The sequence below is a fragment of the Streptomyces sp. RLA012 genome (assembly GCF_056270325.1).
Genome location: NZ_JBWDPA010000002.1, coordinates 318265 through 331561 on the forward strand (window position 1 = coordinate 318265; position 13297 = coordinate 331561).

The 13297-nt window shown below is 69.7% G+C and carries 8 protein-coding genes and 1 pseudogene; 2 read left to right on the forward strand and 7 right to left on the reverse strand.

All coding sequences use genetic code 11. The features are described 5' to 3' along the window. Positions 1 to 66 precede the first annotated feature (66 nt). The 6 genes and pseudogenes from RV986_RS01785 to RV986_RS01810 all read right to left on the reverse strand — a co-directional run bounded on the left by RV986_RS01785 (position 67) and on the right by RV986_RS01810 (position 7582). Positions 67 to 750, reverse strand: a complete 684-nt coding sequence (locus RV986_RS01785) for a response regulator (protein WP_475915685.1) — start codon at positions 748 to 750, stop codon at positions 67 to 69. Positions 751 to 864: 114 nt separating this feature from the next. Further along, positions 865 to 1532, reverse strand: a pseudogene (locus RV986_RS01790) (potassium-transporting ATPase subunit C). 6 nt (positions 1533 to 1538) lie between these two features. Beyond that, positions 1539 to 3668 carry a potassium-transporting ATPase subunit KdpB gene (gene kdpB / locus RV986_RS01795; protein ID WP_475915686.1) on the reverse strand — a complete coding sequence of 710 codons (2130 nt, stop codon included), beginning with the start codon at positions 3666 to 3668 and terminating at the stop codon, positions 1539 to 1541. Further along, positions 3665 to 5329 (reverse strand): potassium-transporting ATPase subunit KdpA, encoded by a 1665-nt coding sequence (gene kdpA, locus RV986_RS01800; RefSeq protein WP_475915687.1) that lies wholly within the window; start codon positions 5327 to 5329, stop codon positions 3665 to 3667. The genes kdpB and kdpA overlap by 4 nt, the downstream gene beginning before the upstream one ends. An 8-nt stretch (positions 5330 to 5337) precedes the next feature. Further along, positions 5338 to 5427 (reverse strand): K(+)-transporting ATPase subunit F, encoded by a 90-nt coding sequence (gene kdpF, locus RV986_RS01805; protein ID WP_475915688.1) that lies wholly within the window; start codon positions 5425 to 5427, stop codon positions 5338 to 5340. A 313-nt stretch (positions 5428 to 5740) separates the two neighbouring features. Further along, the gene (locus RV986_RS01810; protein WP_475915689.1) at positions 5741 to 7582 is read right to left on the reverse strand and encodes an APC family permease; all 1842 of its coding nucleotides are present in this window, start codon (positions 7580 to 7582) and stop codon (positions 5741 to 5743) included. Between the two features lie 327 nt (positions 7583 to 7909). On the opposite strand from RV986_RS01810, the gene RV986_RS01815 reads away from it, so the two are divergent. Next, positions 7910 to 8467: a hypothetical protein gene (locus RV986_RS01815; protein WP_475915690.1), complete on the forward strand. Its 558-nt coding sequence runs from the start codon at positions 7910 to 7912 to the stop codon at positions 8465 to 8467. A gap of 269 nt (positions 8468 to 8736) precedes the next feature. Here RV986_RS01815 and RV986_RS01820 read toward each other — a convergent pair whose 3' ends face one another. After that, positions 8737 to 11280, reverse strand: a complete 2544-nt coding sequence (locus tag RV986_RS01820; RefSeq protein ID WP_475924151.1) for a sensor histidine kinase — start codon at positions 11278 to 11280, stop codon at positions 8737 to 8739. 256 nt (positions 11281 to 11536) lie between these two features. Between RV986_RS01820 and RV986_RS01825 the strand changes: the two genes are divergently transcribed. Further along, the gene (locus RV986_RS01825; RefSeq protein ID WP_475915691.1) at positions 11537 to 13129 is read left to right on the forward strand and encodes a Na+/H+ antiporter; all 1593 of its coding nucleotides are present in this window, start codon (positions 11537 to 11539) and stop codon (positions 13127 to 13129) included. The last annotated feature ends 168 nt before the right edge of the window (positions 13130 to 13297 follow it).

Consider the following 13297-nt stretch of genomic DNA (forward strand, 5'->3'; position numbering starts at 1 on the left):
AGGGATCAGATCGGGGATCAGGTCAGGAACTCAGCCGGGAGTCCCGTCGGGGGCTCATCCAGGGACTCAACTTTCGAAGCGGTATCCCATGCCGGGTTCGGTGATGAGGTAGCGGGGGTGGGAGGGGTCGGTCTCCAGTTTGCGGCGGAGTTGGGCCATGTAGACGCGGAGGTAGTTGGTCTTGTTGCTCTGCGAGGTGCCCCATACCTCCTGGAGCAGGTGGCGCTGGGTGATGAGCCGGCCGGGGTTGGTGATGAGGATCTCCAGCAGGTGCCACTCGGTGGGGGTCAGGCGGACGTCGCGGCCCGCGCGGGTGGCCTTCTTCGCGAGCAGGTCGATGGTGAAGTCGTCGGTGGTGACCAGGACCATGTCGGGGGCCAGCGGTGCGGTGTCGGTGCGGCGGACGGCGGCGCGCAGCCGGGCGAGGAGTTCGTCCATGCTGAAGGGTTTGGTGATGTAGTCGTCGGCGCCCGCGTCGAGGGCGGCGACCTTCTCGCCGGAGGAGCGGCGTGCGGACAGGACCAGGACGGGGACGCGGCTCCAGCCGCGCAGGGCCTTGATGACGTCCGTGCCGTCCATGTCGGGCAGTCCGAGGTCGAGTACGACCACGTCGGGCTGGCGGGCGGCGGCGAGGCGCAGTGCGGTGGCGCCGTCCGGGGCGGCGTCGACTCCGTATCCGCGGGCCTGCATGTTGATCACGAGCGCCCGGACGAGTTGCGGGTCGTCCTCCACCACCAGCACCCGGGTCATGGGGATGTGCCTTTCCTGTTGTGGGGGTCATGGCTGCGGGAGCCGGCGGGGGTGAAGGGGTGTTTCCCTTGTTTCCCTTGTCCGTCGGCTCCCGCAGGGGTGCGTGTGGGTCCGTCAGCTCTTCGCGAGGAGTTCCTTGAGTGCGATGTTGAGTTCGAGGATGTTGACGCGGGGCTCGCCGATGAAGCCGAGGGTGCGGCCGTCGGTGTGCTGGTCGACGAGCTTTTGCACCTCGGCGACCGGCAGGCCGTTCCTGGCCGCGATCCGGTGGACCTGGATGCCGGCGTAGGTGGGGGAGATGTCCGGGTCCAGGCCGGAGCCGGAGGACGTCACCGCGTCGGCGGGCACGTCGGGGGTTTGACCGTGTAGCCGTCGACCGAGTTGTCCTTGATGACGGCCTTCTTCGCGGCACTCACCCAGTCGATCAGGTCCTTGTTGTCACCGGAGCGGTTGGTGGCGCCGGACAGGATCAGCTTGTACTGGGTGTTGACGCTGTTGGCGCCCAGGCCGTTCTGCGGGCGGCCCTGGAACCACTTCAGGTCCGCGTCCGGGGTCTCCTGGCCCTTCTTCAGGGGCAGGTTGTAGGCCTGCCCGATCAGGGAGGAACCCACGACCTTGCCGTCCGCCTTGATCTCCGAGCCGTTCGCCCGGCCGGGGAACAGGCCCTGGGCGACGCCGGTGAGGGCCAGCGGATACAGCACACCGCACACGACGGTCAGGACGAGGAGGGCCCGCAGGCCCGCCCACAGCAGCCGGGCCGTGTTCGTAACCGAGTTGTTCATAGCCGATCAGCCGATTCCGGGGATGAGGGAGATGATCAGGTCGATGATCTTGATGCCGATGAACGGGGCGATCAGCCCGCCGATCCCGTAGATCCCGAGGTTGCGCCGCAGCATCCGGTCGGCACTCATCGGCCGGTACTGCACACCCCGCAGGGCGAGTGGCACCAGCGCGATGATGATCAGCGCGTTGAAGATGACCGCGGACAGGATCGCCGAGTCGGGCGAGGACAGATGCATGATGTTCAGCTTGTCCAGGCCCGGGTAGACCGCCGCGAACAGCGCCGGGATGATCGCGAAGTACTTCGCGACGTCGTTGGCGATCGAGAACGTCGTCAGCGCGCCCCGGGTGATGAGGAGCTGCTTGCCGATCTCGACGATCTCGATGAGCTTGGTCGGGTTGGAGTCGAGGTCGACCATGTTGCCGGCCTCCTTGGCGGCCGACGTGCCGGTGTTCATCGCCACACCGACGTCCGCCTGCGCCAGCGCGGGGGCGTCGTTGGTGCCGTCACCGGTCATCGCGACCAGCTTGCCGCCCGCCTGCTCCCGCTTGATCAGCGCCATCTTGTCCTCGGGCGTGGCCTCCGCGAGGAAGTCGTCGACACCCGCCTCGTCCGCGATGGCCTTGGCCGTCAGCGGGTTGTCACCCGTGATCATGACCGTGCGGATACCCATCCGGCGCAGCTCGTCGAACCGCTCCCGCATGCCCTCCTTGACGACATCCTTCAGATGGATGACGCCCAGGATCCGGGCACCTTGCGCGTCCTCGACCGCGACCAGCAGCGGGGTGCCGCCCGCCTCGGAGATCCGGCTGGAGAGGGTGTCGGCGTCCTGGGACACCTCGCCGCCCTGTTCGCGGACCCAGGAGATGACCGAACCGGCCGCGCCCTTGCGGATCCTGCGTCCGTCGACGTCCACACCCGACATCCGGGTCTGGGCGGTGAAGGCGATCCACTCGGCGCCCGCGAGTTCACCCTGGTGACGCTCGCGCAGCCCGTACTTCTCCTTCGCCAGGACGACGATGGAGCGCCCCTCGGGCGTCTCGTCCGCCAGCGACGACAACTGCGCCGCATCCGCGACTTCGGCCTCGGTGGTGCCGGTCACCGGCACGAACTCGGCGGCCTGCCGGTTGCCCAGCGTGATCGTGCCGGTCTTGTCCAGCAGCAGCGTGGAGACGTCACCCGCGGCCTCGACCGCACGCCCCGACATCGCCAGGACATTGCGCTGCACGAGGCGGTCCATGCCCGCGATACCGATCGCCGAGAGCAGCGCACCGATCGTCGTCGGGATCAGACACACCAGGAGCGCCACCAGGACCACCATGGTCAGGTGGGTGCCCGCATAGTCCGCGAACGGCGGCAGCGTCGCGACGGCCAGCAGAAAGACGATCGTGAGGGACGCGAGCAGGATGTTCAGCGCGATCTCGTTGGGCGTCTTCTGCCGGGCCGCGCCCTCGACCAGGGCGATCATCCGGTCGATGAACGTCTCGCCCGGCTTCGTCGTGATCTTGATGACGATCCGGTCCGAGAGGACCTTCGTGCCGCCGGTCACGGCCGAACGGTCGCCGCCGGACTCACGGATGACCGGGGCCGACTCGCCGGTGATGGCCGACTCGTCGACGCTCGCGACACCCTCGACGACGTCACCGTCGCCCGGGATGATGTCACCCGCCTCACAGACGACCAGGTCACCCACCCGCAGTTCGGTGCCGGGGACCTGCTCCTCACGCTCACCCACCAGGCGGCGGGCGATGGTGTCGGTCTTGGCCTTGCGGAGGGTTTCCGCCTGGGCCTTGCCGCGGCCCTCGGCCACCGCCTCCGCCAGGTTGGCGAAGATCACGGTCAGCCACAGCCAGGCACTGATCGCCCAGCCGAACCAGTCCCCCGGGTCCTTGAAGGAGAACACCGTCGTCAGAACCGAGCCGACCAGGACCACGAACATCACGGGCGACTTGACCATCACCCGCGGGTCCAGCTTGCGCACGGCGTCCGGCAGCGACCTCAGCAGCTGCTTCGGGTCGAACAGACCCGCGCCGACCCGCCCTTCGTCCTTGTGGCCGGTCGGCACATCACTGTGCGGCGCCCGGGTGGGAGTAGTCGTGGACACGGCGTCCTCTTGGTTGTCTATGCGAGTGGTCATGACGCCAGCCCCTCGGCCAGCGGACCCAGCGCCAGGGCCGGGAAGTAGGTCAGACCGGTGATGATCAGGATCGCGCCCACCAGCAGACCCGTGAACAGCGGCTTCTCGGTGCGCAGGGTGCCCGCGGTCGCCGGGACCGGCTTCTGCTCGGCCAGCGAACCCGCCAGCGCCAGCACGAACACCATCGGCAGGAAACGGCCCAGCAGCATCGCCAGCCCGATCGTGCTGTTGAACCACTGCGTGTCCGCGTTCAGACCCGCGAACGCCGAACCGTTGTTGTTCGCACCCGACGAATACGCGTACAGGATCTCGGAGAAGCCGTGCGCCCCGCTGTTGGTCATCGAATTGCCGGGCGTCGGCAGCGCCATCGCCGCGGCCGTGAAGACGAGCACCAGCGCCGGGGTGATGAGGATGTAACAGGCCGCGAACTTGATCTCACGCGTCCCGATCTTCTTGCCCAGGTACTCCGGCGTGCGCCCGACCATCAGCCCGGCGATGAACACCGCGATCACCGCCATGATCAGCATGCCGTAGAGACCCGAACCCGTACCACCGGGTGCGATCTCACCCAGCTGCATGCCCAGGATCGTGATGCCGCCGCCGAGGCCGGTGAACGAGGAGTGGAAGGAGTCCACCGCACCCGTCGAGGTCAGGGTGGTCGACACCGCGAAGATCGACGAGGCGCCGACACCGAACCGCTGCTCCTTGCCCTCCAGCGCACCGCCCGCGATCTGGAACGCCGGGCCGTGGTGGGCGAACTCCGTCCACATCATCAGCGCGACGAAACCGACCCAGATCGTCGCCATCGTGGCGAGGATCGCATAGCCCTGCTTCAGGCTGCCGACCATACGGCCGAAGGTGCGGGTCAGCGCGAACGGGATGACCAGGAGCAGGAAGATCTCGAACAGGTTGGAGAACGGCGTCGGGTTCTCGAAGGGATGCGCGGAGTTGGCATTGAAGTAGCCGCCGCCGTTGGTCCCGATCTCCTTGATGGCCTCCTGCGAGGCGACCGCACCGCCGTTCCACTGCTGCGAGCCGCCCATGAACTGGCCCACCGAGTGGATCCCCGCGAAGTTCTGGATGGCGCCGCAGGCGACCAGGATGATCGCGGCGACGACCGAGAGCGGCAGCAGGATACGGACCGTGCCGCGCACCAGGTCCGCCCAGAAGTTGCCGAGCTCACCCGTGCGCGAACGCGAGAAACCACGCACCAGCGCCACCGCGACGGCGATGCCGACCGCGGCCGAGACGAAGTTCTGCACCGCCAGACCACCGGTCTGCAGGACATGACCCATGGCCTGCTCGCCGTAGTACGACTGCCAGTTGGTGTTCGACACGAACGACGCGGCCGTGTTGAACGCCTGGTCCGGATCGATGGCGGCAAAGCCCAGCGAGCCCGGCAGATGACCCTGCAGACGCTGCAGCAGATAGAGGAAAAGGACACCGACCGCGGAGAAGGCCAGGACACCGCGCAGATAGGCCGGCCAGCGCATCTCCGTGTTCGGATTGGCACCGATGCCCTTGTAGATCCACTTCTCGACACGCCAGTGCCGGTCCGAGGAGTAGACCCTGGCCATGTAGTCGCCGAGGGGAATGTAGGCGAGCGCCAGCGCCGCTATCAGCGCGAGCAGCTGGAGCACACCGGCGAGGACGGGACTCATATCGAGACTCAGAACCTCTCCGGGAAGACGAGGGCAACAATCAGATAGCCCAGCAGAGCGACGGCCACAACCAGACCGACAACGTTCTCGGCAGTCACAGCTTCGTCACCCCCTTGGCGACGAGGGCCACCAGCGCGAACACCGCGATCGTGGTGACGACGAAGGCCACGTCGGCCATCGTGAGCTCCTAGAAGAGGTACGGAACGAACGGAACGGACGGGTAGAGGAAACCGCCTCTCTGGCCGATTTCGAGTGCCGTTGACGCCTCCCATACGCAGCCTCGTACGCCTTTGACGGAACTCTTACGGCCGACTCATCCATCTGCGGGAACCAAAGCCTCCGTTCGCCTGAAACGTCGACGGCCCGCACCAGCGAGGTGTGGGCCGTCAAGGTGAGACGTCAGGAGAGGCGTCAGGAGAGGCGGAACCGCAGCCTGCAGATCGCCGCGTCCGTGTCCCGGCGCACGGCGTGCGCGACCACCGCGCCCCGCTGGTTCTGCAACAGCCGCTGCCAGAGGCGCTCGGGCTCGACCTCAGGGATCAGCACGGTGACACGGGTGGCGGGCTCGTAGACCGCGATACGCCTCACGTACGACGCTATGGGGCGGCCCAGCGCCCTGCGCTCGGAGGCAAGCCGCACGAGTGGGACCCCCGGGTTCCACTCCTCCCAGGCCCGCTCCAGAGCCGCGACCTGGGCACGGTCCTCAGGATCGGGGTGGCACACCGTGACGGCGCGCACCTCGTCACCGAGCGACGTGGCGGCGTTGATCGCCTCGCAGGTGAGCCGGGACAGGTTCGACACGGGCACGATCACCAGCGAACGGTCGCGGTGCGGCAGCTCGGGAACGCGCCCGAGGCCCAGTCGCTCCCCGATCCGCGCGTACGCCCGGTGCACCGTCTCGAAGGCGGCCACCAGCAGCGGCACGGCGATCACTATCAGCCAGGCGCCGTCCGCGAACTTGGTGGCCGTCACGACCACGGCCGAGACACCGGTGAGCACCGCGCCGAAGCCGTTCAGCAGCGCCTTGCCCCGCCACCCCCTCCCCCGCTCCCCACGCCAGTGCCGGACCATGCCGATCTGCGCGATCGTGAAGCCGATGAAGACACCGATGGCGAACAGCGGCACCAGGGTGTTGGTGTCACCGCCGGAGAAGACGAGGAGGGCTGCCGACACCAGAGCCAGCGTGAGCACACCATGGCGGTGGACCTGACGGTCGGCCTTCAGCGCGAAGACATGCGGCAGGTAGTTGTCCCGGGCCAGCAGCTTCAGCAGCACGGGAAGCCCGCCGAAGGAGGTGTTCGCGGAGAGCGCCAGCAGGATCATCGTGGCGAACTGGACGACGTAGAACGCCCCGTTGTGGCCGAACGAGGCGTCCGCGAGCTGGGCCAGGACGGTCACCCCCGCCACCGGCTGGAGATGGAAGCGCGAGATGAGGACCGACAGACCGATCAGCATCACACCCAGTACGGCGCCGAGGGCGACCTCCGCTCGCTGCGCCCGGCGCACACGCGGGACCCGGAAGGACGGCACGGCGTTGGCCAGGGCCTCGACACCGGTCAGGGCACTGCACCCGGAGGCGAAGGCCTTCAGCAGGAGCAGCGCGCCCACGCTGGTGGCATTGTCGGCGAGAACCGAGGCGTGCCCGGCGGCAGTCGCGGTACTGACCGGTGCCGACCGGAAGAGACCCACCGCGATCAGCACCAGGATCGCCACGACGAAGACGGCCGTCGGCACGATGAACGCCTTCGCCGACTCCACGATCCCCCGCAGGTTCACCCCCGTGATCAGCACCAGCACGGCCAGGCACAGCCACAGCCGGTCGTCGTAGAGCGACGGGAACGCCGAGGTCAGAGCGGCCACCCCGGCGGTCACCGCGACGGCTACATTGAGCACGTAGTCCAGGACCAGCGAGGCGGCCGCCACCAGGCTCGTACGGGCGCCGAGGTGTGTCTTCGCGACCGCGTACGACCCACCGCCGTCCGGGAACGCGGCGATCACCTGGCGGTACGAGGCGACCAGCACCGCCAGCAGCCCGGCGATGGCCAGCGTCACCGGCAGCGTGAAACCGAGGCCGTGCGCGCCCGCGGCGGCCAGCACAAGGACGATGGCCTCGGGGCCGTACGCCACCGAGGCCATCGCGTCCAACGACAGGGCTGCGAGCCCGGTGACAGCGGTGAGGCGGTGACGCTCGCCGGTATCCGGCAGTTCCTCGCCGGCGGGGGCGGCACCGGGCGCGGCAGTCAGGACGGACATGGGGCACGGACTCCTTCACGAACTGCACGAACGCATGAACTGCATGAACTGCATGAAAAGGCCCGCGCACGCGGGGAGGCGATGCGCGGGTCCGTCCAGATTCTGTCCATGCCCGGCCGCTTCCGACCGTTCCTTGCGACTTCTTCGCGCCGAAGCCCCGGACGTTGACGCGGCCTTGACGGCCGTGTGACCCACACGCCTCCCGCCGGGGCGAATCCCTTCCCGGCGGCACGCACCACAGCCTGGGCGTCAAGGACGAGCAGGGTGCCCATCAGAGTCGCGTCAAGGTACGGAGTCCTGGCCTCCCGGGTCCCTACCTTCGGCGTCATGGGACGCCGCAACGACGCGCGACACGACGCGGACCACACTCCTGCAGAGCCGCCCGCGGAGGTGGCGCACGACCGCCGCTGGGCAGGGGATCTGCGCAGTTCGATCCGCTGCGCGGCCGTACTCCTCGCCCTTCTGTTGCTGGTCGACTGGGGAGCGGGCACCCTCACTGCCGTACGCGGCGCGCTGTGGGCCGGGCTCGGCGTGGTCCTGTTCCTGGTGCTGTACCCGCCCAGGGTCAGCGCGGGCGAAGGCTGGCTGGCCTCACACGGACTGCTGCGGAAGCGACGGGTACGAACCGACCTCTTGGTGTCGGTGCGCTGTCTGGACGGCGTCTCGCAACGGCTCCTCCTGCGGGACACGCTCGGTGTGCGGGTCGAGATCAACCCCCAGGTCCTGGTGAACAACCCCCAGCTGTGGCACCGCCTGGCCGAGGACGCCCGGAAGTCGGCGGCGTCCGGATCACTCACCTGCGGGGCGACCGCGCTGCGCAAGGTCTCGGAACGGATCGATCGCGAGACCGCCCTGACCGTGTTCCAGGTCTCCGGCCTGGACTGAGCCCCACCACTCCCGTCCGTGCGAACGCGCATCGAAGCCGGGCCGGCGGTCAGCGCCCGCCACTCGTGTTCCCGGAACGCCTCGTGGACGGGGCGTCCTTCGAGCTCGGGGTGCCCGGCTACGTCTACCACCGTGAACAACGGCGAGCGCCGAAACGCTGCGGCTGCGGGTGGGCCCATCGGGGCGGACAACCGGTCGTCACGCCGCCCCCTCCTGTGCTCATCGCGACGGCTCCGAGCCCCGGCGTCCTGGTACGCCGTTTTCAGGGCTCATACGCTGCCTCCCACGCTCTGCGTACCACCGAGGTGCTCCGCCCGGTCGGCGAAGGGCAGGGACAACGCCATGGTCAGGCCCCCGCCGGGGGTGTCCTCCGGGGTGAGCGTGCCGTCCATCGCCTCGGTCAGGCCCCGGGAGAGGGCCAGGCCCAGGCCGAGGCCGGTGGTGTTGTCGGTGTCGCCCTGTCGCTGGAAGGGTTCGAAGAGGCGGTCACGGTCGTGCGGAGGCAGGCCGGGGCCGCGGTCGACGACACGGACTTCGACGCGGCCCGCGTGCGCGCTCGCGGTCAACAGCACCTTGCGCCCGGCCGGACTGTGCCGGGCGGCGTTGGCGACGAGGTTGGCGATCACCCGCTCCAGCAGGGGCGGGTCGGCCAGCACGGCCGGAACCTCCTCCAGGTCCGCCACTTCGACCTCGGGGGTGTCCGCCAGCGCGGCCGGCAGGACCTCCTCCAGCGTGGTGGCGCGCAGATTGAGGGTGAGGACGCCGGCCTGGAGGCGGCTGAGGTCGAGGAGGTTCTCCACCAGCCGGTTCAGCTTCGCCATCGATTCGTCGGCGGTGGCGAGGAGTTCGTCGCGGTCCTCGTCGGAGAACTCCACGTCACGGCTGCGCAGCGAGGAGACGGCGGCCCAGCCGGCGGCGAGCGGGGTGCGCAGGTCGTGGCCCACCGCGCGCAGGAGAGCCGTACGCATCCGGTCGGCCGCCTTGACCGGTTCGACCTCGGCGGCGGCCTCGGCGAGCCGGGCCCGCTCGACCGCCGACCCCACGTGCGCGGCGAAGGCGGCCAGCACGCGCCGCTCGGACGACGGAAGGGTGCGACCGCGCAGGACCAGATAGGCGCCGGGCCCCGCGGGCACGGCCGTCACGCCGTCCTCTCCGGGCGGCTCGTCCACCAGCTCCGCCGAGTCCATGCCGAACGTCTCGCGAGTCCGTTCCACCAGCGCCGGGATCGTCGCGCCACCGCGCACGATGGTGCCGGCGAGCGACGACATGGTCTCCGCCTCCGCCGTGGCCCGCGCCGAGCGCCGCGACAGGCGCAGCGAGCGGTCCACGACAGCGGCCACCACGGCGGCCACCACCGCGAAGACCGCGAGCGCGAGCAGCGCGTTCGGGTCGTCCAGCGTGAACTGGCCGATGGGCGGGATGAACCAGTAGTTGAGCAGCAGCGACGCCGTGACCGACGCGATCACCGCCGACACGACTCCGCCTATGCAGGCCACGCCCACCACGGTGAGCAGGAAGAGCAGGGCCTCGCTGGTGAGGTTGAGTCTGTCGCGGGCCGTGTCCGGATTCAGCAGGAGGGTGAGTGCCACGGGCAGCAGCAGTCCGGCCACCGGGCCCGCGATCCTGCGTACGGTCGACAACGTGCGCTTGCGTGAGGGCAACAGCGTGCCGCGCCCGGCACGTTCGTGCGTGACCGTGTGGATGTCGATGTCGCCGGAGATCTCGACGACCGTCTCGCCGGTGCCGCGTCCGGTGAGGAAGCGTTCGAGGCGGCCGCGGCGGCTGGTACCGAGGACGAGCTGGGTGGCGTTCTCGGCGTGCGCGAACTCGACCAGGGCGGTCGCCACGTCGTCGCCGACGACCGAGTGGTAGCTGCCGCCGAGATCCTCGATCAGCCGCCGCTGCCGGGCCAGCGAAGCGTGCGAGGCACCGGCGGCGAGACCGTCGCTGCGGGTCACATGCACCGCGAGCAGGTCACCGCCCGCCGACCGGTCCGCGACACGCGCGGCCCGCCGGATGAGGGTGTCGCCCTCCGGCCCCCCGGTGAGCGCGACCACGACCCGCTCCCTGGTCTCCCACACCCCGCCGATGCCGTGCTCCGAGCGGTACGCATGCAGCGCCTCGTCCACCCGGTCGGCGACCCACAGCAGGGCGAGCTGGCGCAGGGCGGTCAGGTTGCCGGGGCGGAAGTAGTTGGCCAGGGCGGCGTCGACCTTCTCGGGGGCGTAGATGTTGCCGTGTGCCATCCGGCGGCGCAGCCCCTCCGGCGGGATGTCCACCAGCTCGATCTGCGCGGCCCTTCGTACGACCTCGTCGGGCACCGTCTCGCGCTGCGGCACCCGCGTGATCTTCTCGACCACGTCGTTGAGGGACTCCAGGTGCTGGATGTTCAGCGCCGTGACGACGTCGATGCCGGCGGCGAGCAGTTCCTCGACGTCCTGCCAGCGCTTGGCGTTGCGGCCGCCGCCCGGCACATTGCTGTGGGCGATCTCGTCCACCAGCGCGACCTGTGGGCGACGCGCGAGGACCGCGGCCAGGTCCATCTCCTCGAACTCACCGCCGCGATAGGAGCAGGGCGCACGCCGGATGACCTCCAGGCCGTCGAGCATCGCCTCCGTCCCGGGACGCCCATGGCACTCCACGAACCCCACCACCACATCGGCGCCGCGCGCCGCTCTGCGCCGCGCCTCGTCGAGCATGCGGTAGGTCTTGCCCACGCCCGGGGCAGCCCCCAGATAGACCTTCAGCCGTCCGGGCCGTACGTCACCCGCACCGGGCCGTACCTCACCCCCGCCGGTCCGTACGTCACTCATATCGGTCCGTACGTCACTCATTGCAGCCGACGCGCTCCGCTCACTGGAGATCAATTCCCTGGAGGGATGGGTTACTTCCCCTACCGAAGCGCTTGTGCGAGTCGGTCGGCGCGCTCCTTGACGCATCCTTGGCGCCGGTCAAGTGGACGTTGACACTGCTTTGACGGGCCCTGGCCCGATAGGGTGAAGGCGGTGTGCCGGGAAGACTGGTCGGCGGGGAGACACAAGGTCTCCTTCTCAGGGCCAAGGAGACGGCATGCGCGGCGTAGGGACGGTCCTGGCTCTCGTGGTGCTCGCCACCGTGGTGGCCACGTTTGCGCGCCGTTGGCGGATCCCCGCGCCCTCCCTGCTCGTGGTCGCGGGCCTCGCCGTCGCGCTGCTGCCGGGCACCCCGGAGATCCAGATCAGCCCCGAGATCATCGGCCTCGTCGTGCTGCCACCACTTCTGTACGCGAGCGCCGAGGAATTGCCCTGGCGCGAACTGCGCGCCGTGTGGAAGCCGGTAGGAGTGCTGTCGATCGGGCTGGTGCTGGCCTCGGCGACGGCCGTCGGCGCGGTCGCCTCCCTGGTCACGCCGCTGTCGTGGCAGATGGCGTTCGTGCTGGGCGCGGTGCTCGCGAGCACCGACCCGGTGGCGGTCACCGCGCTCGGCAGGAGACTCGCGCTGCCGCCCAAGGTCCAGGTTCTGGTCCAGGCCGAGAGCCTCTTCAACGACGCCACCTCGCTGGTGCTCTACCGGGTCGCGGTCAGCGTCGCCGTGGCATCGGCGGCCGTCGGCTGGGGTTCGGCAGCGGGAGAGTTCGCACTGCTGGCGGGCGGCGGCATGGTCATCGGCGCGGCGGTCGCGGGCGTGGTGACGCTGATTCGGCGGCGTACCGAGGATCCGGTCCTGGAGACCGTGATCGCCCTCGTCACGCCCTACGCGGCCTACGTCCTGGCCGAGGCGGCGCACGCCTCGGGTGTCACCTCCGTCGTGGTGGCTGGAGTCGTCCTCGGCGGCCGGGGCGACCGCCTCACCAACGCCCGCATCCGCCTCCAACTGCACGCCGTCTACGGAACAGTGGTCTTCCTGCTGGAGAGCGTGGTGTTCTCGCTCATCGGCCTGGCCCTGCCGGCCCAGGTGCGGGCCCTGTCCGACGGCAGCCGGGCCTGGCCGCTGTACGCGCTCGCCATTGCCGCCACGCTGATTGCCATGCGCATGCTGTGGCTGGCGCCGCTGTCCGCGGTGGTGCAGCGCAAGGGCGGTATCCAGCGCATGAACTGGCGGGTACCGGTCGTACTGACCTGGGCGGGCACCCGAGGTGTGGTCCCGCTGGCGGCGGCCCTGTCGATCCCGGTGACCACGAACGCCGGGGCCACGCTCACGGAGCGCCCGCTGGTCCTCGTCCTCACCACGTCGGTGGTGGTCGTCACACTCGTCGTCCAGGGCTTCACGCTGGCACTTGTCGTACGCCGCTCCGGCATCGCGCTGGAACCCGACCACACCGAACGCGAGGAGGCTCAGGCCCGCTGCAGCCTGGCCAACGCCGGCCTGAGCCGCCTGGACGAGATCTCCGAGCTGGAGGCCGTCCCCGACATCGTCCTCGACCGCCTCCGCCGCGGCCTGACGGCCCGCCTCGACGACGCGAGCGATCGCCTCACGCAGGCCGACGGCGACGGCACCCCGGCGGAATCCGCCGACCTCACCTACCGGCAGCTACGACGCGACCTGATCACGGTCGAGGAGGCCGAGCTCCAGCGCCTGTACGACGAACACCTCATCAGCGACACGACCCGCCGCCGACTGCAACGCTCGCTGGACCTGGAGGAGGCGCGACTCGCGGACGCTCACGGGCTGCCCCGCGACTGACGGTGAGGACGGGACGCCGGCCGTCGCACGACGGGAGCTACGCGAAACCTGACGCCGCTCACCATCGCCGCGGATGGGGCCGGGTCGACGATCGGATGCGGGATCGAACCGGAGATCCGCGCGGCGGCGGACACCGATCCACCCCCGGATCTCCGGCCGGCCGGGCTC

Coding starts and splice junctions, on each gene's coding strand:
- RV986_RS01825 (WP_475915691.1), top strand. CDS start 11,537: ATGCGCGGCGTAGGGACGGTCCTGGCTCTCGTGGTGCTCGCCACCGTG.
- RV986_RS01815 (WP_475915690.1), top strand. CDS start 7,910: ATGGGACGCCGCAACGACGCGCGACACGACGCGGACCACACTCCTGCA.
- RV986_RS01810 (WP_475915689.1), bottom strand. CDS start 7,582: ATGTCCGTCCTGACTGCCGCGCCCGGTGCCGCCCCCGCCGGCGAGGAA.
- RV986_RS01820 (WP_475924151.1), bottom strand. CDS start 11,280: ATGAGTGACGTACGGACCGGCGGGGGTGAGGTACGGCCCGGTGCGGGT.
- kdpB (WP_475915686.1), bottom strand. CDS start 3,668: ATGACCACTCGCATAGACAACCAAGAGGACGCCGTGTCCACGACTACT.
- RV986_RS01785 (WP_475915685.1), bottom strand. CDS start 750: ATGACCCGGGTGCTGGTGGTGGAGGACGACCCGCAACTCGTCCGGGCG.
- kdpA (WP_475915687.1), bottom strand. CDS start 5,329: ATGAGTCCCGTCCTCGCCGGTGTGCTCCAGCTGCTCGCGCTGATAGCG.